27 protein-coding genes and 1 riboswitch are annotated in these 24299 nt (G+C 71.0%); of the genes, 21 read left to right on the plus strand and 6 right to left on the minus strand.

Going from position 1 to position 24299, the window contains the following annotated elements; translation table 11 throughout:
• Positions 1–4: 4 nt before the first annotated feature.
• The 4 genes from ADK67_RS34955 (at position 5) to ADK67_RS34970 (ending at position 2864) form a co-directional block, all read left to right on the plus strand.
• Positions 5–463, plus strand: a complete 459-nt coding sequence (locus ADK67_RS34955) for a hypothetical protein (protein WP_053720842.1) — start codon at positions 5–7, stop codon at positions 461–463.
• A gap of 136 nt (positions 464–599) precedes the next feature.
• Entirely contained in the window at positions 600–1511 is a 912-nt protein-coding gene (locus ADK67_RS34960; RefSeq protein ID WP_053720843.1) for a DUF1996 domain-containing protein, read from the plus strand.
• Between the two features lie 103 nt (positions 1512–1614).
• Entirely contained in the window at positions 1615–2166 is a 552-nt protein-coding gene (locus ADK67_RS34965; RefSeq protein WP_053720844.1) for a sigma-70 family RNA polymerase sigma factor, read from the plus strand.
• Positions 2163–2864: an anti-sigma factor family protein gene (locus tag ADK67_RS34970; RefSeq protein ID WP_053720845.1), complete on the plus strand. Its 702-nt coding sequence runs from the start codon at positions 2163–2165 to the stop codon at positions 2862–2864. Before ADK67_RS34965 ends, ADK67_RS34970 begins: the two co-directional genes overlap by 4 nt.
• Before the next feature lie 82 nt (positions 2865–2946).
• Here ADK67_RS34970 and ADK67_RS34975 read toward each other — a convergent pair whose 3' ends face one another.
• Positions 2947–3903 carry a zinc-binding dehydrogenase gene (locus ADK67_RS34975; protein WP_053720846.1) on the minus strand — a complete coding sequence of 319 codons (957 nt, stop codon included), beginning with the start codon at positions 3901–3903 and terminating at the stop codon, positions 2947–2949.
• Between the two features lie 633 nt (positions 3904–4536).
• On the opposite strand from ADK67_RS34975, the gene ADK67_RS55155 reads away from it, so the two are divergent.
• A complete protein-coding gene (locus ADK67_RS55155) occupies positions 4537–5262 on the plus strand; it encodes a DUF4383 domain-containing protein (RefSeq protein ID WP_053720930.1) in 726 nt (241 codons plus the stop codon).
• A gap of 124 nt (positions 5263–5386) precedes the next feature.
• On the opposite strand, the gene ADK67_RS34985 is transcribed toward ADK67_RS55155, so the two are convergent.
• Entirely contained in the window at positions 5387–6331 is a 945-nt protein-coding gene (locus ADK67_RS34985; RefSeq protein WP_053720847.1) for an aldo/keto reductase, read from the minus strand.
• 60 nt (positions 6332–6391) lie between these two features.
• On the opposite strand from ADK67_RS34985, the gene ADK67_RS34990 reads away from it, so the two are divergent.
• The 5 genes from ADK67_RS34990 (at position 6392) to ADK67_RS35010 (ending at position 10753) form a co-directional block, all read left to right on the plus strand.
• A complete protein-coding gene (locus tag ADK67_RS34990; protein ID WP_053720931.1) occupies positions 6392–7048 on the plus strand; it encodes a M50 family metallopeptidase in 657 nt (218 codons plus the stop codon).
• A gap of 336 nt (positions 7049–7384) precedes the next feature.
• A complete protein-coding gene (locus ADK67_RS34995) occupies positions 7385–9169 on the plus strand; it encodes a thiamine pyrophosphate-requiring protein (protein ID WP_053720848.1) in 1785 nt (594 codons plus the stop codon).
• 9 nt (positions 9170–9178) lie between these two features.
• Positions 9179–10162: a TIGR03557 family F420-dependent LLM class oxidoreductase gene (locus ADK67_RS35000; protein ID WP_053720932.1), complete on the plus strand. Its 984-nt coding sequence runs from the start codon at positions 9179–9181 to the stop codon at positions 10160–10162.
• Positions 10159–10353 carry a hypothetical protein gene (locus tag ADK67_RS35005; protein WP_053720849.1) on the plus strand — a complete coding sequence of 65 codons (195 nt, stop codon included), beginning with the start codon at positions 10159–10161 and terminating at the stop codon, positions 10351–10353. The genes ADK67_RS35000 and ADK67_RS35005 overlap by 4 nt, the downstream gene beginning before the upstream one ends.
• A 109-nt stretch (positions 10354–10462) precedes the next feature.
• Positions 10463–10753 (plus strand): WhiB family transcriptional regulator, encoded by a 291-nt coding sequence (locus ADK67_RS35010; protein WP_053720850.1) that lies wholly within the window; start codon positions 10463–10465, stop codon positions 10751–10753.
• A gap of 99 nt (positions 10754–10852) precedes the next feature.
• Here the strand turns inward: ADK67_RS35010 and ADK67_RS35015 are convergent, their stop codons facing one another.
• Together ADK67_RS35015 and ADK67_RS35020 are read right to left on the minus strand one after the other, a co-directional pair.
• Complete coding sequence (locus tag ADK67_RS35015; protein WP_053720851.1) at positions 10853–11644, minus strand: SigB/SigF/SigG family RNA polymerase sigma factor; 792 nt, start codon at positions 11642–11644, stop codon at positions 10853–10855.
• Entirely contained in the window at positions 11641–12072 is a 432-nt protein-coding gene (locus ADK67_RS35020; protein WP_063797833.1) for an ATP-binding protein, read from the minus strand. The genes ADK67_RS35015 and ADK67_RS35020 overlap by 4 nt, the downstream gene beginning before the upstream one ends.
• Positions 12073–12197: 125 nt before the next feature.
• Between ADK67_RS35020 and ADK67_RS35025 the strand changes: the two genes are divergently transcribed.
• Positions 12198–12953: an ATP-binding protein gene (locus ADK67_RS35025; protein WP_053720853.1), complete on the plus strand. Its 756-nt coding sequence runs from the start codon at positions 12198–12200 to the stop codon at positions 12951–12953.
• A gap of 17 nt (positions 12954–12970) precedes the next feature.
• Here the strand turns inward: ADK67_RS35025 and ADK67_RS35030 are convergent, their stop codons facing one another.
• Positions 12971–13390, minus strand: a complete 420-nt coding sequence (locus tag ADK67_RS35030) for an STAS domain-containing protein (RefSeq protein WP_053720854.1) — start codon at positions 13388–13390, stop codon at positions 12971–12973.
• Between the two features lie 444 nt (positions 13391–13834).
• On the opposite strand from ADK67_RS35030, the gene ADK67_RS35035 reads away from it, so the two are divergent.
• The 9 genes from ADK67_RS35035 to ADK67_RS35075 all read left to right on the plus strand — a co-directional run bounded on the left by ADK67_RS35035 (position 13835) and on the right by ADK67_RS35075 (position 22851).
• Entirely contained in the window at positions 13835–14077 is a 243-nt protein-coding gene (locus ADK67_RS35035) for a hypothetical protein (protein ID WP_053720855.1), read from the plus strand.
• A gap of 70 nt (positions 14078–14147) precedes the next feature.
• The gene (locus tag ADK67_RS35040; protein ID WP_231648495.1) at positions 14148–14735 is read left to right on the plus strand and encodes a CDP-alcohol phosphatidyltransferase family protein; all 588 of its coding nucleotides are present in this window, start codon (positions 14148–14150) and stop codon (positions 14733–14735) included.
• A 61-nt stretch (positions 14736–14796) separates the two neighbouring features.
• A complete protein-coding gene (gene gcvH / locus ADK67_RS35045; RefSeq protein WP_082404271.1) occupies positions 14797–15180 on the plus strand; it encodes a glycine cleavage system protein GcvH in 384 nt (127 codons plus the stop codon).
• A 113-nt stretch (positions 15181–15293) separates the two neighbouring features.
• Positions 15294–15755, plus strand: coding sequence for a glycogen accumulation regulator GarA (gene garA / locus ADK67_RS35050; protein WP_033427969.1), 462 nt, complete (start codon positions 15294–15296; stop codon positions 15753–15755).
• Positions 15756–15769: 14 nt separating this feature from the next.
• Positions 15770–16444 (plus strand): transcriptional regulator FtsR, encoded by a 675-nt coding sequence (gene ftsR, locus ADK67_RS35055; RefSeq protein WP_053720857.1) that lies wholly within the window; start codon positions 15770–15772, stop codon positions 16442–16444.
• A gap of 143 nt (positions 16445–16587) precedes the next feature.
• Positions 16588–17061: a bifunctional nuclease family protein gene (locus tag ADK67_RS35060; RefSeq protein ID WP_053720858.1), complete on the plus strand. Its 474-nt coding sequence runs from the start codon at positions 16588–16590 to the stop codon at positions 17059–17061.
• Positions 17062–17736: 675 nt separating this feature from the next.
• Positions 17737–18303, plus strand: a complete 567-nt coding sequence (locus tag ADK67_RS35065; protein WP_053720859.1) for a MerR family transcriptional regulator — start codon at positions 17737–17739, stop codon at positions 18301–18303.
• 208 nt (positions 18304–18511) lie between these two features.
• Positions 18512–18602: riboswitch (glycine riboswitch) on the plus strand.
• Positions 18603–18757: 155 nt separating this feature from the next.
• Positions 18758–21646 carry an aminomethyl-transferring glycine dehydrogenase gene (gene gcvP / locus ADK67_RS35070; protein WP_053720860.1) on the plus strand — a complete coding sequence of 963 codons (2889 nt, stop codon included), beginning with the start codon at positions 18758–18760 and terminating at the stop codon, positions 21644–21646.
• 116 nt (positions 21647–21762) lie between these two features.
• Complete coding sequence (locus ADK67_RS35075; protein ID WP_053720861.1) at positions 21763–22851, plus strand: hypothetical protein; 1089 nt, start codon at positions 21763–21765, stop codon at positions 22849–22851.
• Here the strand turns inward: ADK67_RS35075 and ADK67_RS35080 are convergent.
• The gene (locus ADK67_RS35080) at positions 22836–23240 is read right to left on the minus strand and encodes a DUF3224 domain-containing protein (protein WP_063797841.1); all 405 of its coding nucleotides are present in this window, start codon (positions 23238–23240) and stop codon (positions 22836–22838) included. The two genes, ADK67_RS35075 and ADK67_RS35080, sit on opposite strands and share 16 nt — an antisense overlap.
• Positions 23241–23289: 49 nt before the next feature.
• On the opposite strand from ADK67_RS35080, the gene ADK67_RS35085 reads away from it, so the two are divergent.
• Positions 23290–24249: a helix-turn-helix transcriptional regulator gene (locus tag ADK67_RS35085; RefSeq protein ID WP_053720863.1), complete on the plus strand. Its 960-nt coding sequence runs from the start codon at positions 23290–23292 to the stop codon at positions 24247–24249.
• Positions 24250–24299 lie beyond the last annotated feature (50 nt).

Here is a 24299-nt window from a genome sequence, read left to right on the forward strand (position 1 = left end):
AGAGATGCACGATCCGATCCTCGAACGCACGCTGCGCCAGGTCCGCACCGAGAAGGCGCGCGACCGCAGGCGCCGGGGCGGCGTCGTCACGGCGGTGAGCACCGCCCTCGCCGCCGCGGTGCTGGCCGGTGGCGTGTACCTCGGCTGGCACAGCGTGCCCGGGGAACGGGTGCTGGTCGCCACCGCGGCCGACGGCGTGCGGATGACCACGACGGTCACGCCCGCCGACGGCTGGGTGCGGCTGCGCGCGGTGGTGGCCGGCATCGACGCGGGGGAGCGGTGCCAGCTCGTGGTCACCGACGTGCGCGGCCGGCGTTACGTGGCGGGCGGCTGGGTCGCCTCACGGCTCGGCGACACGGCCCTGGCCGGCGCCGCGATGGTCGACCCGGACGAGGTCGCCGCCGTCAGCGTCGTCACGGAGGACGGCCGGGTCCTGGTCACGTCCGCGACCCGGACGGCGTGACCACAGCTCGAGACCTGGACAGCGTGACCACAGCCCAAGACCCGGACGCCGTGATCTGCCCACTCGGGCACACCTGCCGTCTCAGCCGGGCAGTAGGCGCGTGGTCCGCCTGCCGCGTCCGAATAAGCTGTCGTCCGTGAGGTGGTCGCCCCTGCTGCTGGTGCTCGTGCTGCTGGCGACGGGCTGCGCGGACAGCCGCACCGTGGCCATCGACGAGGTGCCGGTGGCGGTCGAGTCGGTCACCACCACCGAGGACGCGTCGACCGGCACGTTCCGCGTCGACTGCGGCCGCAACGAACCGCGCCACCTCAACGCCGACAACATGGTCATCGCGCCCGGTCAGCCGTTCGGCGCGCACCACACCCACGAGTACGTCGGCAACCTGAGCACGCACGCGGGCTCGACCGACGACTCGCTGGCCGCCGCCGGCACCACGTGCACGACCGGCGACCGGTCCACCTACTACTGGCCGGTGCTGCGGCTGACCGACCGGACCGGGCACGACGAGCACGCGCCCGGCGGCGGCGCGCACGGCAACACCGGCGAGGTGCTGCCGCCGGCGAAGGTGGAGATCACGTTCACCGGCAGCCCGGTCAGCGAGGTCGTGCCGATGCCGAGGTTCCTGCGCATGATCACCGGCGACCCGGCGGCGCTGAACAGCGGTCGCGGCCGGGCGGTGTGGAGCTGCACCGGGTTCGAGGACCGGCGCACCGACCGCTACCCGGAGTGCGCGCCGGGCAGCGACGTGCTGCGCACGTTCGACTTCCCGAGCTGCTGGGACGGCCGCAACACCGACAGCCCGAGCCACCGGGCGCACGCCGAGTTCCCCGGTTCGAACGGGGTGTGCCGGCCGGGCACGTTCCCGATGCCGAAGCTGCGCGTGCGGGTCGCGTACGCCGTGCCCGCCGGCCGGCCGTACGCCATCGACAGCTTCCCGGAGCAGCTGCGCGACCCGCGCACCGACCACGCGATGTTCGTCAACGTCATGCCGGTCGAGCTGATGGACCGCGTCACGACCTGCCTGAACACCGGCCAGACCTGCTCCTGACGGGTGACCGCGCCCCGCCGGGTGAAACTTTCTTCCGCCCGCGGTGAACCGAACCCGTCCGGCGTCCGTGTCCGGGGCGAGAGTTGACGAGAGGAGTGGGTGGATGGCGGCTCTGTGGTCCCGGAAACGGGAGGCCGCGGCCGACGAGGCACTGATCCGATCCCTCTACGAGGAGCACGGTCGGGCGCTGCTCGCGTACGCGACGCGGTTGACCGGTGATCGGGCGGCGGCCGAGGACGTCGTCCAGGAAACCCTCGTGCGCGCTTGGCGGCACCCGGACACCCTGGTGAACGGCAAGGGCTCGGTCCGCGGCTGGCTGCTCACGGTGGCGCGCAACATCGTCACGGACCGGTTCCGGGCGAAGGCGGCCCGGCCCCAGGAGGTGGCCGAGACGCCGACGACCCCGCCGGTGGAGCGTGATCACGCGGATTCCGTGGTGGACTCGATGGTGGTGCTCGAAGCCCTGGACCGGTTGTCGTCCGACCACCGCGACGTGCTGATGGAGATCTACTTCCGCGGCCGGAGCGTGACGGAGGCGGCCGAGGCGTTAGGGGTGCCGCCGGGCACGGTGAAATCGAGATCCCACTACGCGCTGCGGGCGTTGAGAGAGACGTTCGTCGGGCAACAGGTCGCGCTGAAGGGGGTGGCCGGATGACCACGAACCACGATCCACAGCTGCTCGGTGCTTACGTGCTGGGCGTGCTCGACGAGCGGGAGGCGCGTGCCGTGGAGGACCACTTGGCGTCCTGCTCGCGGTGCCACGCCGACTTGGCCGAGCTGCGGGCGATGGAGGAGGCCATGGGCGACGTGCCGCCCGAGGCGTTGCTCGACGGCCCGCCCGAGGGCGGTGACCTGCTGCTGCAGCGCACGTTGCGGCAGGTGCGGTCCGAACGCGGCGGGCAGCTCCGCCGTCGTCAGGTCGGTCTGGGGCTGGTCGCGGCGGCCGTGGCCGCGGTCGTGCTCGGCGGCGGCTTCGCGGTCGGCCGGGGCACCGCGCCCGACGTGGGCGCCATCCCGCAGACGTCGACCGCGCCCGCGCCGCCTGCCGGGACCAAGCTCGGGTCGGCCACCGACCCGGACACCGGCGCTCGGATGACCGTGCAGGTCAAGCCCGCCGCCGGGTGGGTGCGGGTGAACGCGTCCGTCGCGGGCATCGAGCAGAACGAGAAGTGCAGGTTGTTCGTCGTGGCGAAGGACGGCCGGCGGGCGGAGGCGGGCAGCTGGCTCGTCTCGGCGGCCGGTGAGAAGGACGGCACCAACCTCGACGGCTCGGCGCTCATCGCGCCCGAGGACGTCGCGGCGATCGAGGTGCGCAACTTCGACGACGAGCGGATCGTCACGGTGCCGGTGTAGTCGGCCGGTCTGATCGGTGCGGCTGGTTGGTGCGGCCGGTTGGGCCCCCGTGCGTCATCGCGCACGGGGGCCTCATCGGGGGTCAGGGCTTGAGCACGACCTTGCCCACGGTGGCGCGGCTCTCCAGCGCGGTGTGCGCCTTGGCGGCCTCGCTGAGCGGGAACGTCGTGGTCAGCGGGGTGAGCCGGCCCTCGGTCAACGCGCGCAGCGACAGCTCTTCCAGCCCGCGCAGGTTCGTGCCCTTCATCATCCGCGGTCCGACGACGACCGACGCGGTGATGCCGAGGCGGTAGAGGTCGGCGGTCTCGATGGGCGTCGGATCGCCCGCCGACCAGCCGAACAGGAGGATCCGCCCGCCGATGCCGAGCAGTTCCAGGGCCTTGCGGCCGGCTTCGCCGCCGACGCCGTCGAGCACGACGGTGACCTCGCCGATGCCCTCGTCCCAGTCCGGCCGGGTGTAGTCGGCCACCACGTCCGCGCCCAGCTGGCGGACCAGGTCCAGCTTGGCGGTGCTCGCCACGCCGACCACCTTCGCGCCGACCGCCTTGGCCTCCTGCACGAACAACGCCCCCAGCCCGCCCGCGGCCGAGGTCACGAGCACCACGTCGTCCGCGGTCAGCTCGGCGATGCGCAGCACGCCCACGGCGGTGCGCCCGGTGCCGATCATGGCCACGGCGGCGTCGTCGGACACGTGGTCGGGCAGCTCGTGCAGCGAGGCGGCGTTCGCCACGGCCTGCTCCGCGTACCCGCCGCCGGCCTGGCCGAGGTGGGCGACGACGCGCTTGCCCAGCCAGTGCGGCTCGACCCCGTCACCCAGCTTCGTGACGACCCCCGCGACCTCACGACCCGGCGTCATGGGCAGCTCGGGCAACGGGAACGGCCCGCCGTGCTCACCGCGGCGGATCGACGTGTCGAGCAGGTGCACCCCGGCCGCGGACACCGCGACCCGCACCTGCCCGGCGCCCGGCTCCGGGTCGGGTGCCTGCTCGTAGCGCAGGTTCTCGGCCGGGCCGAACGCGTGCTGAACGATGGCGTGCATCTCGTGTTCCCCTCTGAAGTCCTGCCCGCCACGCTAGGAGTTCCAGTTAAGTCGAGGTCAAGTGATCTTGGTGTGACGGTCGTCCGGTCGGGCGATCGAGCCGGGTGTCGTGGGTGTCGGCCGAACGTTCGACCAATTCGCGAACGCCGTAATTGCTTTGACGTGGAGCGGTCTGTTCGGAGATAGTCAGGTCGACACCGCGGTGGTGTTCGACGAACCACAAAGGGGACCACGTGAACAGCAGGGAGACCGAGTGGAACGGCTCCGCGACGCGCACGTTCGGTGACCGGGGCCAGCGCTCCTGACCTGCCCGTACGTCGAATGCGACGATACGGTGCGTGATTATTGGAAAATCTTATCGGCCTATTGGTCGCAATGATCGGCGCGCATTCGGCGCGGCTACGGCGGCCCGACCTTCATGGGGTGGGTCGGGGCGGATAAACCCCGGCACGACGGGGTGGGTGACTCCTGTCGGGAAAGGGGGGACGGGCTCGTGCGCCCGTCCCCCGCGGCCATTCGGCCCAGGGTCGCGTCCGGGTGGCGGCGTGCTGTTTGCGGTTCGAACCGGACGGGTAGTCGGTGGGCGTCCGGAGCCCGGTCAGTCGGGCTCGTGGTCCTCAGTTGGAGGGCGAGATGACCCACCACTCGACCGTCGGTCGCGTCAAGGTCGCGGGCCTGCAACCCGCCCAGGTGCTGGCAGGCCTGGTCGGATTGGTCTTCCTCGCGTTGGGTGTGCTGGGCTTCGTGCGCACCGGGTTCGGCGACTTCGCGGGCGACCAGCACGCGACGCTGCTCGGGTTCACGCTGAACCCGCTGCACAACGTGGTCCACCTGGCGTTCGGTGTGCTCGGCCTGCTCATGGCGAGCACGTCCGGCCTGGCCCGGCTGTACGGCTGGATCCTGTTCATCGGCTACGGCGCCGTGCTGCTGTGGGGCCTGGCCCTGGCCGGGGTGTTCTCCACCAACCCCGTCTCCGGCCTCGGCAACCCGCTGGCGCTCAACGTCAACGACAACTGGCTGCACCTGGGCATCGCCGCGCTCGGCCTGCTGATCGCGGTGCTGCCGGCGCGGCGCAAGATCGTGACGGAACCTCCTGTCGACACGCGGACCGGGGAGCCGGTCGTGCCGACAGCTGATTACGAGAGGCCTGGTTACGAGAGGGAAGCGAGTATTCGCGACCCCAAGGCCGATCCGGTGACGCAGGAGATGCCGACGCAGCGCGTCGACGACTCCCGGCACGGCGCGCACCGCGACGAGCGGATCGAGTCGATGGACCCGACCGTGAGCCCGCGGCCCGTCCAGCCGGTCGACCCGGCCATCGCGGAGCAGCACAAGTCGCGGTTCAGCAGGGGACGTTGATCTGAGGTCGCCGACGTGTGACGTGCTGACGGCAAGAAGAGCTGACGGCAACAAGAGCTGAGAGCGAGAAGCGACAACGGTGCACGGTCCCGAGCGGACCGTGCACCGTTGTGTGTGCGGCACTTCAGGCGGCCGAGTCCAGGCGGTCCACCTGGTCGTCGTCCAGCTTGATCTCCAGCGCCCCCAAGGTCTCCTCCAGTTGTGCGACCGAGGTCGCCCCCACCAGCGGGATGATGTCCTGGCGCAGCAGCCAGGCCAGGACGACCTGGTTGACGGTGGCCCCGAGTTCCGCCGCGACCTCGTGCAGCACCGCCAGCCGCCGAGTGGTGCCGGGGTGGTCGTACTCCTCGCCCAACGGCTTGTCCCGGTACCTGCCGGCGAGCAGCGCCGAGTACGCCACCAGCGTCACGTCACCCTCGCTCGCGGCGTAGTCGAGCAGTTCGTCGGTCATGTGGACGTGACCGCCCTCGGGCAGCTTCACGTTCGGCCGGGGGCGGAGGTAGCTGTACCGCTGCTGCACGGCGGTGTAGACCGGCCAGCCGTTGTCCCGCGACACGGTCCGCGCCCGGTCGAACCGCCACGTGGCGTGGTTGCTCGCGCCGATCTCGCGCACCTTGCCCGCGTCCACGAGGGACGCGAACCCGCCGAGCGTGTCCTCGAACGTGACGCGGCGATCCTCGATGTGGCTGTAGTAGAGGTCGATGTGGTCGACGCCCAGCCGTTCGAGGCTCGCCGCGGCGGCACGGCGGACGGTGTGCCCGGCCAGGCCCTCGGCGTTCTCCAGACCGGTGCCGGGGGTCAGCGGACGTGCGCCCACCTTCGTGGCCACCACCATCTCGTCGCGGTTGCCCCGCGCGGCCAGCCAGCGGCCGACCATCCGCTCGCTCTCGTCGCCCGTGCCACCGTCCCAGAACACGTAGTTGTTCGCCGTGTCCAGGAACGTGCCGCCCGCCTCGGCGAAGCGGTCCATGATCGCGAACGAGGTCTCCTGGTCGACCCCCTTGCCGAACGGCAACGTGCCCAGTGCCAGGGCGCTGACCTCCAGTGAACCGATGCGCTGTCGTCTCATGCCGGTCAGCCTGGGTGCTGGAGCGCGGTCCAGGTCAAGCCCCTGGCATGCTGGGTGGTGATGTCGACACTGACGAAATGGGCTCCCGCCGTGCTGGCGCTGGTCCTCGTGGCCAGTCCGGGCGTGTGGCGGTACAGCAGGCACGTCATCACCATCGCGCACGAGGCCGGGCACGCCCTCGTCGCGCTGCTCACCGGCCGTCGGCTGGAGGGCATCAAGCTGAACTCGGACACGTCCGGGGTCACGGTGTCGCGCGGCAGGCCGACCGGCTTCGCGGTCGTGCTCATGTACTTCGCGGGGTACGTGACGCCGTCGTTGCTCGGGCTGGGCGCGGCGGCCCTGGTGACGTCCGAGCAGGTCAGGCCGTTGCTGTGGGCGACGGTGGCGTTGCTGGTCGGGATGCTGATCATGATCCGCAACGCGTTCGGCGTGCTGTCGGTCGTGCTGACCGGGGCGGTGATGTTCGGCGTGTCGTGGTACGCGACGGCGGAGTGGCAGGCGGCGTTCGCGCTGTTCGTGACGTGGTTCTTGCTGCTGGGTGGGGTGCGGCCGGTGGGGGAGTTGCAGCGGCGGCGGATGAGGGGGTTGGCGCGGCAGTCCGATGCCGACCAATTGGCGCGGATCACGCGGGTGCCCGGGTTGGTGTGGGTGCTGGTGTTCGCCGGGGTGACGGTGGGGACGCTGGTGGTGGGTGGGCGGTTGTTGCTGCCGTTGTGAGTGGTTCGGCGGCGGCTCGGTGGTCCGGTCCGGCTCGATTTGACATGGGGCCCTTACGGGCACTCCAGGCAGGCCAAAGCCGGCAGGCCCGGCGGGGTAAAGCGTCCCGCCAGGCCTGCCGNNNNAAAGCCGGCAGGCCCGGCGGGGTAAAGCGTCCCGCCAGGCCTGCCGGCTTCGACCAGCCTAAAGCACCCGAACCCATGTCAAATCGGGCCTCGGTGGGGTGGTTGCGGGTCCGTTGTGAGGCTGTTGGGTGGGTGAGGGCCTCTGCGGGCGGTTGCGGGTCCGTTGTGGGCGGGTACCCGTTCCTTTCTAGGAAGAGCTAGGGAGGACGCGATGACCGACACCGTTGCCGACTTCGTGCTGCGCCGTCTGCGGGACTGGGGTGTCGAGCACGTCTTCGCCTATCCGGGTGATGGCATCAACGGGCTGGTTGCGGCTTTTGGGCGGAGTGGTGATCGGCCCAGGTTTGTGCAGGCGCGGCACGAGGAGATGTCCGCGTTGGAGGCCGTGGGGTATGCGAAGTTCGGTGGGCGGGTCGGGGTGTGCATGGCGACGTCCGGGCCCGGGGCGATTCACCTGTTGAACGGGTTGTACGACGCGAAGTTGGACCACGTGCCGGTGGTGGCGATCGTGGGGCAGACCGCTCGTACGGCGATGGGTGGGAGTTATCAGCAGGAGGTGGACCTGCACTCGTTGTTCAAGGATGTCGCGTCGGAGTACTTGGTGGACGTGACGGTGCCCGAGCAGTTGCCCAACGCGTTGGACCGGGCCATTCGGACGGCGGAGGCGGAGCGGGCGCCCACGGCGTTGATCATTCCGGCGGACGTGCAGGAGTTGGAGTACTCGCCGCCCGGGCACGCGTTCAAGCACGTGCCGTCCAGTGCGCCCAGCAGGGGGTGGGCGACGGCCGTGCCGGCGGCGGAGGACGTGGAGCGGGCGGTGGAGGTGTTGAACGCGGGGGAGAAGGTGGCGATTCTCGTCGGGCAGGGTGCACGGGGGGCTGCGGACGAGGTGCGGCAGGTGGCCGAGTTGTTGGGGGCGGGGGTGGCGAAGGCGTTGTTGGGCAAGGACGTGCTGCCTGATGACGAGCCTTGGGTGACCGGGTCGATCGGGTTGTTGGGTACGCGGCCCAGTTATGAGTTGATGCGGGACTGCGACACGTTGTTGATCGTGGGTTCGAGCTTTCCGTACTCGCAGTTCCTGCCCGAGTTCGGCAAGGCGCGGGCGGTGCAGGTGGATGTCGACGGGCGGTTCATCGGGATGCGGTACCCGACCGAGGTGAACTTGGTCGGTGACGCGGGGGCGACGTTGCGGGCGATGGTCCCGTTGTTGCGGCGCAAGGAGGACCGGGGTTGGCGGGAGGCTGTCGAGGGTGGGGTGGCCGAGTGGTGGGAGGCGTTGCGTCGGCAGTCCTTTGTGGACGCGGAGCCGGTGAACCCGATGCGGATCATGTGGGAGTTGTCGCCGCGGTTGCCCGAAGACGCGATCGTGACCGCTGATTCCGGTTCCGCGGCGAACTGGTACGCGCGGTTGGTGAAGTTGCGGGGGCGGATGCGGGGGTCGTTGTCGGGCACGTTGGCGACGATGGGCGCCGGGGTGCCGTACGCGATCGGGGCGAAGTTCGTGCATCCGGAACGGCCGGTGGTGGCGTTGGTCGGTGACGGCGCGATGCAGATGAACGGGTTGGCCGAGTTGATCACGATCGCGCGCTACTACGAAGAGTGGTCGGATCCGAGGTGCGTGGTGTGCGTCCTGCACAACAACGACCTCAACCAGGTGACGTGGGAGTTGCGGGCGATGGGTGGCGCGCCCAAGTTCGAGCAGTCGCAGGTGCTGCCCGACGTGGGTTACGCGTCGTTCGCCCGGTCTGTCGGGTTGGGCGGGATCGACGTGTCCGACCCCGCCGACCTGGGCGCTGCGTGGGACGAGGCGCTGTCCGCTTCCCGGCCCGTGGTGCTGGACGTGCGGTGCGACCCGAACGTGCCGCCGATCCCGCCGCACACGACGTTCGAGCAGACCAAGGCCACCGCCGAGGCGATGCTGAGGGGCGACCCGGACGCGTGGGACGTGGTCCGGCGCGGGGTGGCGACCAAGGTTCAGGAGTTCCTGCGCGGGTAACCGGTGGCCATGGTGAGCATCGGTTACTTCCTCTCCAGCGAGGAGCACGGGCCGCGCGAGCTGGTGAAGCAGGCGCGGTGGGCGGAGCGGGCCGGGTTCGAGCGCCTGTGGATCTCCGACCACTACCACCCGTGGAACCGCGAGCAGGGGAACAGCCCGTTCGTGTGGTCCGTCATCGGGGCGCTGTCGGAGGTCACGTCGTTGCCCATCACGACCGCTGTCACCTGTCCGACGTTACGAATTCACCCGGCCGTGGTGGCTCAGGCCGCGGCGACGGCCGCCGTCCAGTGCCGGGGCGGGTTCACCCTCGGGGTGGGCACCGGCGAGGCGTTGAACGAGCACATCTTCGGCGACCCGTGGCCGTCCGCCCCGGAACGGCTGGAGATGCTGGAAGAGGCCGTCGAGGTGATGCGGGCGCTGTGGACCGGCGAGGAGGTCAGCCACCGCGGCGAGCACTACACGGTCGAGAACGCGCGGCTCTACACGGTGCCGCCGTCACCCGTTCCGGTGTACGTGTCGGCGTTCGGGCCGAAGGCGGCGGAGGTGGCCGGGCGGATCGGCGACGGCCTGTGCTCCACGATGCCGGACTCCGCGCTGCTCGCGAAGTTCCGGGCCGCCGGCGGCGCGGGCAAGCCGACGCAGGCCGGGTTCAAGGTGTGCCACGCGTCGTCCGCCGAAGCGGCCGTGAAGACGGCGCACCGGCTGTGGGCGAACGAGCAGCTGCCCGGCGAACTGGCCCAGGTGCTGCCGACGCCCCGGCACTTCGAGCAGGCGTCGGAGCTGGTCACCGAGGACATGGTGGCCTCGGCGCTGCCCGTCGGGCCCGACCCGGGGCCTTACCTGGACCGCGTCCGCGAGTTCGCCGACGCGGGCTACGACGAGGTGTACGTGAACCAGATCGGCCCGGACCAGGAGCGGTTCTTCTCGTTCTGGGCCGAGTCCGTCGCGCCCGAGCTGACGGGCGCCGTCGCCGCGCGGGGAGGAGTGCGATGACCGATCCGAACGAACGACCGCTGGACGAGATCGAGCAGTTCGACGAGGACGAGCTCGGCGTGGATCCGCTGGAGCGCGGTGTCGAGCCGCCTGAGCACTGGAGCGCCGCCGACCGCCACGGCACCACGAAACGCGAGCTGCGCGAGGGCGAGACGCTCGACGAGCGGCTGGCGCAGGAGGAGCCGGAGTGAATCCCGCCGGCCCGGTAATCCATCCGATGAGGCGCACCACGTTTGCCCCCCGGGGACCAGCGGGTAAGCCGTGATCAAGCACCTGTGACACCGCAAGGGGGTTCATCCGATGACCAGCACCGCGCGCTTGCCCAAGCCCGTGACCGACGTCTGGGACTGGCAGAAGGAAGGGTTGTGCCGAGGCCGTGACAGCGCGGTCTTCTTCCACCCGGACAACGAGCGCGGCTCCGCCCGCGCCGCCCGCGAGGACAAGGCCAAGCAGCTCTGCGCCCGCTGTCCCGTCGTGGACCCGTGCCGCGAGCACGCGCTCGCGGTGCAGGAGCCGTACGGCGTCTGGGGCGGCATGGGCGAGGACGAACGCCGCCGAATCATCGCCAACCGCCGCCGTTCCGCCGCCTGACGGCCGGTCGCCGCCGGTCGCCCGGGCCCGCCCCCGCCCCGGACCCCACGCGCGCGGAGGCCGCCTGACCCGATCGTCAGGCGGCCTCCGCGCGTCGTCCTATTCGGTCAGTCCCTCGCGCAACTGCCGCAGCGTCTTGGCCAGCAGGCGCGACACGTGCATCTGCGAGATGCCGACCTTCTGCGCGATCTGCGTCTGCGTCATGTTCCCGAAGAACCGCATCACCACGATCTTCCGCTCCCGCTCCGGCAGCTTCTCCAGCAACGGGTGCAGGGCCTCGCGCTGCTCGATCGCCTCCAGCTCCGGGTCCTCCTCGCCGAGCGTGCTGCCCAGCGAGATGGAGCTGTCGTCGGCCACGAGCAGGTCGTCCAACGACGCGCTGTGGTAGGCGTTGCCCGCCGCCAGGCCCTCGTGGATCTCCTCCCGGGTCAACCCCAGGTGCTGCGCCAGCTCGCTCGGCGTCGGCGCGCGGCCCAGCTCCTGCGACAGCCGCGCCGACCCCGCGTTGATCGCCAGGTGCAGCTCCTTGAGCCGCCGCGGCATGCGCACCGACCAGCTGGAGTCCCGGAAGTACTTCCGGACCTCGCCCATGATCGTCGGCACCGCGAACGACAGGAAGTCGCTGCCGCGCTCCGGGTCGAACCGGTCCACCGCGTTGATCAACCCGACCGTGGCCACCTGCACCAGGTCGTCGTGCGGCTCGCCCCGGTGGCCGAACCGCCGGGCGATGTGCTTGGCCACGGGCAGGTGCTCGGTCACCAGCTCGTCGCGCAGCCGCTCCCGCTCCGGGTCGTCCTTCGCGGTCGCGGCGAGCTGGACGAACAGCGGCGCCAGGTGGTCGTAGTCACCCTGGGTGCCGGACCGCGTCGTGCCCCCGTCCGACCCCGTCACGCATCCACCGTCCCCAGCGACCGCTTGACCAGGTCGATGTGCACCTCGAACGCGTCCGACTGCGGCGCGACCCACGTCGTCACCGAATCGACCAGGGCGCTCAGCACGCGCCAGCCGAAGCTGTCCCGGTCCGGTGGCGCGGACCGCTCCGAGCCCACCTTGGTGAACACCTGCACCGAACCGTCCACCACGACGAACTGGGCGCTGAGCACGGCGCCACGCGCGGCCAGCGAGATCAGGGTCGAGCACGCCTCGTCGACCGCCAGCTTCAGGTCCTCGATGGAGTCAAGGTCGAAGTCCTGCCGCATGGCGATGTCCGCCGCCACGGCTCGGACGATCGACAGCTGCGTGGGGTCGGCCGCCATCCGCAACTCGACCCCGGCCAGGGCGTTATCCGACTCACCGCTTCGCGGCTCAGTGTGCGACACGCTCACCTCGTCGTCCGTTCTGTCTCGTTGTGCTGCTGAAGCTATCGGTACCCGAATTGATCGTCGCTCACACGTGTAGCCGACGCGCGGGCCGGGAAGACTGACTGGTGCGACGGGGAGGCCTTTTGACCGATCAACTCGCGGACCACCACTGGGGAGTGGAGTTCCCGGCACAGCCCGGGCAGCTCGCGGCGGTCCGCGCCCGGCTCGACGCCTGGCTGGCCGCCGAGGGCCTGCCCGAGGACGACCGGTACGACCTGCTCCTCGCGGTGAACGAAGCCGCCAGCAACGCCGTGGAGCACGCGTACCGCCCTGACGAGGGCGGCGTGGTCCACATCGACGCCGACGCCAGACCCGACGGCAGCGTGCGCGTCGTCGTCGCCGACCACGGTGGCTGGCGCGTGCCGCCGCCGACCCTGACCGCCCGCGGCCGCGGGCTGCTGCTCATGCGCGAGAACGTCGACGAGGTGCTGGTCGACCGCGGCGCCGGCGGCACCACCGTCACCCTGCTCCTCGCGCCCCGCCACCCGCACCGCGGCACGTTCCTCGCCGCGCCGCCACCACCCGATCCGGTGGACGTGACCGCGCGGGACGGCTGGGTGGAGGTGCACGTGCGCGGTGACGTGCCGGCGCACGCCGCGCCCGCCGTCCGCCGCCGCATCCTGACCGCCGCACGCGGCGGCACCGTGCCGGTGGTCGTCGACCTGCGGTCTCTCGGCGAGCGCAACGAAGGTCTGGTCCGGAGCCTGCGCGCGGTCGCGGAGGCCGCCGCCGCGGCCGGCAACCGGGTCGTCGTGCGCGCACCCGAAGACGGCCACGCCCGCCGCGCGCTCGTCGCGGCGGGCGTCGACCAAGTCGTCGACCTGGTGCCGCACGTCTAGTCCCGTCGTCCGGCCGCTCAGCGCGGCTCGTCCGCCTCCAGCGCCTGCTCGACCGACTCGAACACGCTGAACACCTCACCCAGGCCGGTCGCGGCCAGCGGGCGGGTCACGGCGCGTTCCACCGCCACGACGCGGAACGCCGCGTCACGGCGCTTGGCGTGCTGCGACGCCTCCACCAGCACGGCCAGACCGGCCGAGCCGAGGAAGCTCACGCCCGACAGGTCGAGCACCAGCGCGTTGCCCGCGTCGAGGTGCTTGAGCGCGTCCGCGCGCAGCTGCGGTGCGGTGAGCATGTCGACCTCACCGTTCACCGCGAGCACGGTGACGCCATCGGCCGCGGTGCGCGCGGCGAGTCCGAGCTGCCCGGCCCGCGGGCTGTCGGCCGCGGCGGACTCGGCTCCGCTCGTCGCCACGACGTCCGGATCCTGAACCGTCACGAGGCACTCCTCTTCAGCTGGAACCGCTGGGTGGGAAGCCCGGACGCACCAAGTGTGCGCGCAGCACTGAACAGCAGCGTGGCGGAAACGTTTCCCCGCTAGCCGGACTTCCCGGCGCGGCTGTTGGCTCAACCGCTGCGCCACCCACCGTACGTAGCCCGTGGCGACACCACAAGCGCACGGGCGGCGACCCGATAGGCGCAAGTGTAGTGCGCAGCTCGGTGTGCGGTGGGCGACGGACGGTGAGCGGTTTGGTACCTCCGGGGCCGGTTACACCTCGAGGGAAGCGTTCCCACCCGTCGTGCGCAACTTGGCGACGCAACGGCCCGCCGGCCGAGACCGGGCACGAATGAGGAGGTGGTCTCGACCACAGTCGCGCAGAATCGGGTGACGGGGATAACGCCGCGAGAGCCGTGAGCGACAACCCTGGTGGAGGGATTTCACATGAGCACCAGAACGGAAACCGAGACCGAGCCCGCGAAGCGCGGGGCGGCGCGTGCCGGCACCACAGGCGCGGCGGCGCTGCCCACAGCCCCCTGCAGCGTGGTCTGGAGCAAGGGCCACGCCTACGTGCTCGAAGGTTTCCGGGCCCGCTGGGTGGGCGTCGACGACCGCGGTCGTCCGCAGGCGCTCAGCGGTGACGAACTGCAACGCCGCGGCTGGAGCCGCACCCGTTCGAACAACTGAGCGAGGCGCGCGGGCCTCGCACCGCGAGTCGACCACCGGTGCACGCCGGGCGGCCATCTACAGTGCGGACGTGTCGCACGATCCAGCCGACCGGCTGCTGACCATCCCGAACGCGCTGAGCGTGTTGCGGCTGCTCGGCGTGCCCCTGTTCCTGTACCTGCTGCTCGGACCGCACGCGGACGGCTGGGCGCTGGTCGTGCTGGTCGCGGCGGGCCTGTCCGACTGGCTCGACGGCAAGATCGCCCGGTGGCTCGACCAGGCCAGCAGGCTCGGCGCCCTGCTCGACCCGGCCGCCGACCGCCTCTACATCCTCGCCACGCTGGTGGCGTTCGTCGTGCGCGGCATCGTGCCCTGGTGGGTGGCGGCGGTGCTGGTCGGCCGCGAACTCGTCGTCGGCGTCTGCCTGCCCGTGCTCCGGGCCCGCGGCTACGGCCCGTTCGAGGTCAACTACCTCGGCAAGGCGGCCACGTTCAACCTGCTCTACGCGTTCCCCATGCTCCTGCTCGCCCAGGGCACGTCGACCGCCGCGCAGATCGCCCGTCCGGTGGCCTACGCGTTCATGGTCTGGGGAGGAGCCTTGTACCTGTGGTCGGGCGTGCTGTACGTCTACCAGTTCACCCTCGCGATGCGGCGATCGCCGGGTGTCGCGTCGGCCTGAACGCCGACGTGGGAAGATCCGGCGGAGCGTTGATCCACCGTCATTGAAGGAGCACACCGCGGTGATTCCCGAGGAGCTCAAGTACACCGAGGAACATGAGTGGGTGCTGCGCACTGGTGAGGACACCGTGCGCGTGGGCATCACCGACTACGCCCAGGAACAGCTCGGCGACGTCGTGTTCGTCCAGCTCCCGGAACTCGGCGAGCAGGTCGCGGCCGGCCAGACGCTGGGCGAGGTGGAGTCGACCAAGAGCGTGTCGGACATCTACGCGCCGCTCGCCGGTGAGGTCGTCGCCCGCAACGACTCGCTCGACCAACAGCCCGACCTGGTGAACTCCGACCCGTACGGCGAGGGGTGGATGGTGGAATTGCGGCTGGAGGACCCGACCGCGGTCGACGACCTGCTCGACGCCGCCGCGTACCAGGAGCTGGCGGCATCGGAGTGACGTCGATCTTCCGGCGGCTCTTCGGTCGGTGGGGGAGCCGCTCCTCAGACAAGGGTTCGGGCACGATAGGTTCTAGCGGTCTTGACGGTTCCAGCAGCAGGAGGAGAGCTCAGGTGAGCACGAACGACGGGCCAGGCGTTCCGCCCGAGCAGTCCCCGGAGCGGACCTCCGTTTTCCGGGCCGACTTCCTCGCCGAGGTCGAGGGCGCCGAGGCGCCCGCCCAGGAGCCGGCCGTCGCGGGTGTCGACGCACTGCCCGCCGGTTCGGCGCTGCTCGTGGTCAAGCGCGGCCCCAACGCGGGGTCGAGGTTCCTGCTGGACCGCGACACGACGAGCGCGGGGCGGCACCCCGACAGCGACATCTTCCTCGACGACGTGACGGTCTCCCGCCGCCACGCCGAGTTCCGCCGCGAGGGCGGCGAGTTCGTGGTCATCGACGTGGGCAGCCTCAACGGCACCTACGTCAACCGCGAGCCCGTCGACCAGGCGGTGCTGGCGAACGGCGACGAGGTGCAGATCGGCAAGTTCCGCCTGGTGTTCCTGACCGGTCCGGGCGCCGGGGGCCAGGGGGCCTGAGCGATGGGGCTCCGGTGACGGCGGCCGGGCGGCCACGCGGGGGGTTGAGCATCGGGGCGGTGCTGGCGCAGCTGCGACCCGACTTCCCCGACGTCACCATCTCCAAGATCCGGTTCCTGGAATCGGAGGGGCTGGTCCGCCCGGCGCGCACGGCCTCGGGCTACCGGCAGTTCACGTCCGCCGACGTGGACCGCCTGCGGTACATCCTGTCCGCGCAACGCGACAGGTACCTGCCGCTGAAGGTCATCAAGGAGCAGCTGGACGCGGCCGACCAGGGCGCGTCGAAGGCGATGCGCGCGGTCGACCTCTCACCGGCCGCCGGGCACCGGGTCACCCGCGACGACCTGCTGGCGCGGGCGGGCATCGAGCCGGCCGTGCTGGTGGACCTGGAGCAGCACGGTCTGATCAGGCCTGGCGCGGGCGGTTTCTACGACCACGAGGCCGTGCAGATCGCCTCGACCGTGCGGGCCATGGCCGAGCACGGGTTGGAAGCACGCCACCTGCGCCCGTTCCGCGTCGCCGCCGACCGCGAGATCGGCTTGGTGGAACAGGTCGTCGGCGCCGCGCACCGGCAACGCGACCGTGAAGAGGTCGTGCGGGAATTGGCGGCGCTCTCCGTAACGTTGCACACACTCCTCGTGAAGGTGGGCCTGCGCGAAGTCGTCGCCCGCCCTGTTTCGCCGAGGTGAACGCGTGTCCGCATCGTGATCCGAAGCGGCCGGGCGGTTGCGCACAGGGCCCGCTTGGCGGGTAGCGTCGAAAGAGTACGTGGGGGATCCTCGTTGGTAGCGGGGACGCCAGAATTTCAGCGCGCTGAGGGAGGCGAGACCCGATGAGCGAAATGCGCGTCGTCGGCGTGCGGGTGGAACTGCCCGCCAACCAGCCGATCCTGCTGCTGCGCGAAACCGAGGGCGAACGGTACCTGCCGATCTGGATCGGATCGGTCGAGGCCACGGCGATCGCGTTGGAGCAGCAAGGTGTCCGTCCTGCCCGACCGTTGACGCACGACCTGCTCAAGGACGTCATCGGAGCCCTCGGCCGGCAGCTGGAACAAGTGCGGATCACGGACCTGCAGGAAGGCACGTACTTCGCGGAACTCGTCTTCGACGGCGACATCCGCGTCTCCGCGCGCCCGAGCGACTCGGTGGCCCTGGCCCTGCGGATCGGCGTGCCGATCCACGCGGAGGAGTCCGTGCTGGCCGAGGCAGGCCTGATCATCCCGGACGAGCAGGAGGACGAGGTCGAGAAGTTCCGCGAGTTCCTCGACTCGGTCTCCCCGGAAGACTTCCGCGGCGCGGACACCTGACCAACACCCCTGGCCCCTGACCGACCGGGCCCGGCCACAGCCCCACACACGAGGCTCCACACCACGCCCTTCCTTCCCAAAGGGAGGGCTTCGTGTCATCCCGCCGACCTGGCTGTGCCCTACCGCGCGTGTCAAGGGGGCGCGGGTTCACCTCTGCCCGCGGCTTGCACTGATGTCGCGCGCCCCCTTGATACGTGTGGTAGCCCGTAGGGAGGTCGGTGGGATGACACGAAACCCGCACCACAACGGACCCGGCGCATAACCACCAAACCAGGCGTCATCCTGCTGATCTGCCCGTCCGGCGAGGACATGCTTTAAAGCTTGTACTCAAGCCCCGGCCCCATTCACGTTCTCCCACCGCGAACACCCCCACGCCGTGCGCGCAGCGTCATCGACCAACCCCACACCCCACCTCCGGGTGTCACACCCCCGAGTTACACACCGTCAACCTCCCCCAGCTAAACGATCACTAAACGTCACCCGAATGGCTTACGCCAGCCGACTCTCTCAACCTCAACCTCACGTTGAGGTCAGACACGCCCCGCGCGTCGCGTTGACCTGCCCCCTAGGCGGTCTTACCGTCGAACTCAGGTGAATTGCCACGGTGTGATTCGGACACCGCGGCGGCTTCACGTTGGTCGCCGGTCGTCGTGACCGGACCGAGGGGAGGCAGGCGTGGTCGAGGAAGCGCCCATCCGGGCCGGATCCGGCGAACAGGGTGAGCTGTTCCCGGACTCCTCGCTGCCGGACGAACTGGTCGGGTACCGCGGCCCCGCCGCGTGCCAGATCGCGGGCATCACCTACCGCCAGCTGGACTACTGGGCGCGCACGGGGTTGGTCAACCCGACGATAAGGAGTGCCCACGGCTCCGGCAGTCAACGGCTCTACTCGTTCAAGGACATCCTGGTCCTCAAGGTCGTCAAGCGGCTGCTGGACACCGGTGTCTCGCTGCAGAACATCCGGGTCGCGGTCGACCACCTGCGTCGCCGCGGCGTGCAGGACCTGGCCCGGATCACGTTGTTCAGCGACGGCACCACCGTCTACGAGTGCACGTCGCCCGAGGAGGTGGTCGACCTGCTCCAGGGCGGCCAAGGGGTGTTCGGCATCGCGGTCTCCGGCGCGATGCGGGAGATCAGCGGCACGATCCACGACTTCCCCGCCGAACGCGCGGACGGCGCCGAGATCGTGGAGGCGGCCGACGACGAACTGTCCCGCCGCCGCCGCACGAGGGCCATCGGCTGAAGCTGAGCGGTGCCGACCCGGCGCAACGCGGTGAGCTGCCCGACCGGCGCGACGCACCGGGATCCACCCGGCGCAACGCGGTGAAGCCGACCGACCGGCACGACCGGCGCAACGCACTGGGATCCACCCGGCGCAACCTGGTGAGATCCACGTCGCGCCGGCGATACCGCTCACCCACCCGCCGGGTACGATTCCGCGCGTAGTCGCTTTATCCCGTGCGGGAGAGTCCGAGCCAGCCTCGGCGCCGAAGGAGCAAATCCTCCCCGGAACCTCTCAGGCGCAAGGACCGTGCGGGTGAGACGCCTCTGGAAAGCGGGTCGGGCAGCACCGACCGACCCCGCCGACGGTGCAAGCCCGACAGCCGGGTGAAGCTCTCAGGCGCCCGACGACGGGCAGAAGACAGAGGGGGAGGGCAACGGCAGAAGTCTGTCCGGAGCCCTGGAGGCCAGCACCGATGACGCAGGACCGCATCCCCCTCGCCGCACTCGAGCACGGCACCCCGTTCGCCGACCGGCACGTGGGCCCGCGGCCCGCCGAGCTGGCCCGCATCCTCGACGTGATCGGCGTCGGCTCCCTGGAGGAACTGGCGCAGCACGCCGTCCCCGAGTCGATCCGCGAGCGCGACCTGGTGCTGGACCTGCCCGCGCCCGCCACCGAGACCGAGGCGCTGGCCGAGCTGCGCGCCCTCGCCTCCCGCAACCGCCCGATGACGCAGATGATCGGGCTCGGCTACTACGGCACGACCACGCCGCCGGTGATCCGCCGCAACGTGCTGGAAAGCCCCGCCTGGTACACCGCGTACACGCCGTACCAGCCCGAGATCTCCCAGGGCCGTCTCGAAGCCCTGCTGAACTTCCAGACGATGGTCGCCGACCTGACCGGTCTGCCGCTGTCCAACGCGTCGATGCTGGACGAGTCCACCGCCGCCGCCGAGGCGATGACGCTGGTCCGCCGCGCGGGACGGTCGAAGTCGAACAAGTTCGTGGTGGACGCCGACACGTTGCCGCAGACGCTGGCCGTCATCGAGACGCGCGCCGAGCCGCTGGGCATCGAGATCGTCACGGCCGACCTGTCGCAGGGCATCGAAGGCCTCGGCCTCGGCGGCGACTTCTTCGGCGTGCTGCTGTCGTACCCCGGCGCGTCCGGCGTGGTGCGCGACCACTCGGCGGTCGTCGAGGAGGTCCACAAGGCGGGTGCGCACGCCGTGGTCGCCGCCGACCTGCTGGCGTTGACGCTGCTGCGCCCGCCCGGCGAGATCGGCGCGGACGTCGTCATCGGCACCACGCAGCGGTTCGGCGTGCCGATCGGGTTCGGCGGGCCGCACGCGGGTTACATGGCCGTGCGCCAGGGCTTGGAGCGGCAGCTGCCCGGACGGCTCGTCGGCGTGTCCGTGGACGCGGACGGCTCGCTCGCGTACCGCCTCGCGCTGCAGACGCGTGAGCAGCACATCCGCCGGGAGAAGGCGACCAGCAACATCTGCACCGCGCAGGTCCTGCTCGCGGTGATCGCGTCGATGTACGCGGTGTACCACGGTCCGGAAGGGCTGAGGGCGATCGCGACGCGCGCCCACCGGATGGCGACCGTGCTGGCCGCCGGCCTGCTGGAGGGCGGTGTCGAGGTCGTGCACGGCGAGTTCTTCGACACCGTGCGCGCCCGGGTGGAGGGCCGCGCCGCCGCCGTCGTCTCCGCCGCACGTGACCTCGGCGTGAACCTGTGGCAGGTCGACGACGACGTGGTGTCCGTCGCGTGCGACGAGACCACCACGCGCGAGCACCTCGACGCGGTGTGGCAGGCGTTCGGCGTGACCGTCGCCGACGTGGACGGCCTGGACGCCGACACCGCCGACGGCATCCCCGCCGACCTGCGCCGCACCAGCGACTACCTGACCCACCCGGTGTTCCACGCGCACCGCTCCGAGACCGCGCTGCTGCGCTACCTGCGCGCGTTGTCGGACAAGGACGTGGCGCTGGACCGCAGCATGATCCCGCTGGGCTCGTGCACGATGAAGCTCAACGCCACGGCCGAGATGGAGCCCATCACGTGGCCGGAGTTCGCCGACCTGCACCCGTTCGCGCCCGCGTCGGACGCCGAGGGGCTGCTGAGCATCGTCGGCGACCTGGAGCGCTGGATGGCCGAGATCACCGGGTACGACGCGGTGTCGTTGCAGCCCAACGCGGGCAGCCAGGGTGAGTTCGCGGGCCTGCTGGCGATCCGCGCCTACCACCGGGCCAACGGCGACGCGCACCGCGACGTGTGCCTGATCCCGTCCAGCGCGCACGGCACCAACGCCGCGTCCGCCGTGATGGCCGGGATGCGGGTCGTGGTCGTCAAGTGCGACGACCACGGGAACGTGGACGTCGACCACCTGCGTTCGACGATCGACGCGCACCGCGACGACCTGGCCGCGATCATGATCACGTACCCGTCGACGCACGGCGTGTACGAGGACACCGTGCGCGAGGTGTGCGGGCTGGTGCACGACGCCGGCGGCCAGGTGTACGTGGACGGCGCGAACCTCAACGCGCTGATCGGCCTGGCGCAGTACGGCAAGTTCGGGTCGGACGTGTCGCACCTGAACCTGCACAAGACGTTCTGCATCCCGCACGGCGGCGGTGGCCCGGGTGTCGGCCCGATCGGCGTGCGGTCGCACCTCGCGCCGTTCCTGCCGAACCACCCGTTGCAGCCCACCGCGGGCCCGGCGACCGGCGTCGGCCCGATAAGCGCCGCGCCGTGGGGCTCGGCGTCGATCCTGCCGATCTCGTGGGCGTACGTGCGGATGATGGGCGCCGACGGTCTCCGCCGCGCCACCCTCACCGCCGTCGCGGCCGCGAACTACGTGGCCCGCCGCCTGGACGAGCACTTCCCCGTGCTCTACACCGGCGAGGGCGGGTTCGTGGCCCACGAGTGCATCCTCGACCTGCGTCCGATCACCAAGGCGACCGGCGTGACGGTGGACGACGTGGCGAAGCGGTTGGCGGACTACGGGCTGCACGCGCCGACCATGTCGTTCCCGGTGGCGGGCACGCTCATGGTGGAGCCGACGGAGAGCGAGGACCTGGCCGAGATCGACCGGTTCATCGACGCGATGATCGCGATCCGGCACGAGATCGACCGCGTCGGCTCGGGGGAGTGGCCGGCGGACGACAACCCGCTGCGCAACGCGCCGCACACGGCGGCCTCCATCGCGACCGAGTGGAACCACCCGTACAGCCGCGAGGTTGCGGTGTTCCCGGCGGGCACCTCGGCGCCGAAGGTCTGGCCTCCGGTGCGTCGCATCGACGGCGCCAAGGGCGACCGCAACCTGGTCTGCTCGTGCCCGCCGGTCTCGGCTTACGGCGGCTGATCCAACCGGCTGATCCACCAGCTGATCGAGGCGACACGGCGGGCCAACCCGGCTGATCGGGCGGCCCGCCGTCACGGCACGACACCGGCGGACCGGCGTTGGCTAAAGTCCGCCGGATGAGCTTCGTGACCGTTCGTCACCACCTCTACACCGTGAGCCGTCCGTCCCGCGGGGCGCCGGTGGTGGACGACATCGCCCGGCAGAACGGCGTCGGTCCCGTCGACGTCGACCTGTTGCGAGCTCTCGAGGTCAACGCCCTCGCTCCGGCTGCCCCGCACGCGGTCAAGCACGGCACTCGCCTGCACGAGTTGGCGCTGATCACCTCTTACCTGCGGATCACGGCCGCGAACGCGTTCGTGCTGCGCGCCGACGACTACGGTTCGAGCTCCCGCCGCATCAAGTCGTTCGTGTCCGAGGCGGTGGGGCTGGGGATGCTGACGGAACTCGTCCGGCACCTGGCGGGCGGGGGCCGGATGGGACCGTTGTACGACTTCGACGCCCTGCCCGCCACGCTGGCGGGGCGGTTCCGCCGCCCCGGGGTGCGGCCCGACTTGTTGTTCGCCATGGAACGGCACTGGCTCGCAGGTGAATCGCGAGGGCGGACGGAACGCCGGCCGGTCCGGGTGACGAAGGAACCCCGGAAGCGCCTGGACGCGCTGCTGCCGTGGGCGGCGGCCCACGGCGACCACCCCCTGGTGATGACCTGGTGCTACCTCGCCGGCACCGGCGTGACCGTCGACGTCTACCGCGAGGCCGGCCAGGGCGAGCGGCTCGCGCTCGACTTCACCGGCCGGCGAAACGGCCCGGCGAAAGCGGGGGACGGCGAGTGGCTGCGTGATCGGCAGTCGGACGACGTCGGGACCGAGTACCTCTTCGAACACGTGCTCGCCACCCGTGCGCGCGTCGAAGAGCAGCTGTACAGCAGCGCGCCGCCGACCGGCATCCGCATCGCCGAACGGCCGTTGCGCGGTGGTTGGACGCCCGCCGACCTCATCGCGGGGGAGCCCGGAGCGCTGTTCCTCGGCGTGTTGGAGCGCCCGGTCAGCCCGGAGGAAGGGCTGGAGTCCGCCGCCGTGCTCGCGGACCGCGGGATCGACGACGGGAGCGGTCTGTCCGTGTTGATCCGCGAGCGGCTGGTCCTGGCCCTGGCGACCGGGAGGACCGGGCAGCCCTGGGACGTGCTCGGCGGTCAGCTCAGCTCGTAGTCCAGCTCGAACCGGCCCGGTTCGCCCTGTGCCCACGTGATGCGGCCCGTGCCGGTCAAACCGGCCAGGTCGCCGGTCGCCGAGACGACGGTGAACGTCGCGTCCGCCACGCCGTCGCGGAAGCCGCCCGTGTGGTGCAGGACGAAGCTGCCCGTCCGACCCTTCAGGGTGCCGGTGACGACCTCGTAGCCCGTCGAGACGCACGAGTCGTCGTCCGGGTACGACATGACGAAACGCAGGTCGCCCACCGCCTCCAGGTCACCGGTGTACGCGACGGTCATGCCGCCGGTCGTCTGCTTCGGGCCGGTGACTTCGTCGTAGCGCTTGCCGTCCCACGTGTGCTCGTCCCAGCTCTTCATGTCCGCACTGGCGGTGACGTGTGTGGTCATGCCGTGGAGCTTGCCGGGCATACCTGACAGCTCCTGTCAGGATGACGCCATGCGTGCCAGCCGACTGCTGTCCCTGCTCCTCCTGCTCCAGTCGCGCGGCCGGATGACGGCGCAGGAGTTGGCGGACGAGTTGGAGGTCTCGGTCCGCACGGTCTACCGCGACGTGGAGGCGCTCGGCGCGTCCGGCGTCCCCGTGTACGCCGACCGGGGGCCGGCGGGGGGCTACCGGCTGGTCGACGGGTACCGCACCCGGCTCACCGGGCTGACCACCGAGGAGGCCGACTCGCTGTTCCTGGCGGGCCTGCCGGGACCGGCGGCCGAACTCGGGTTGGGCGCGGTGGTGGCGGCGGCGCAGCTCAAGGTGCTCGCGGCGCTGCCGCCGGAGCTCCGGTCGCGGGCCGCGCGGGTTCGGGAGAGGTTCCACCTGGACGCGCCCGGCTGGTTCCGCGGCAACGTGGGGACGCCGCACGTGGCGGAGATCGCGGAGGCGGTGTGGCAGCAGCGGCGGCTGCGGATCCGGTACGTGCGGTGGGCGCAGGTCGAGGTGGAGCGGACGGTGGAGCCGCTCGGGCTCGTGCTCAAGGCGGGCACCTGGTACCTCGTCGCCCGGACGGACGGCCTGCGCACGTACCGGGTCTCGCGGGTGCTGGAGCTGACCGCGCTGGACGAGTCGTTCGACCGACCTGAGGGGTTCGACCTCGCCGAGTACTGGGCCGGCTGGTCCGAGCGGTTCGAGGAGCGCATGTACCCGATGCGGGTCACGGTCCGGATGACGCCGAACGGGCTCCGAAGCGCCCGAGTCCTGCTCGGCCTCCCGGCCGCGCGCGAACTGGAGGACATCGAGCCCGAAGGCGAGTGGACGACGGTCCGCGTGCCGGTCGAGTCGCTGGACCACGCGGTGGTCGACCTGCTCCGCCTCGGCCCCGACGTCGAGGTGCTGGAGCCGGCGGAGCTGCGCGACCGCGTCATCGCCCGGATCGCCGCGATGGCCGCCGTCTACGAGCGGTGAACGTGCTACGGTTACACGTGTAAGAAAGTTCTTACACGTGAAGGAGTGCC

This window comes from Saccharothrix sp. NRRL B-16348 (genome assembly GCF_001280085.1).
Taxonomy (GTDB): domain Bacteria; phylum Actinomycetota; class Actinomycetes; order Mycobacteriales; family Pseudonocardiaceae; genus Actinosynnema.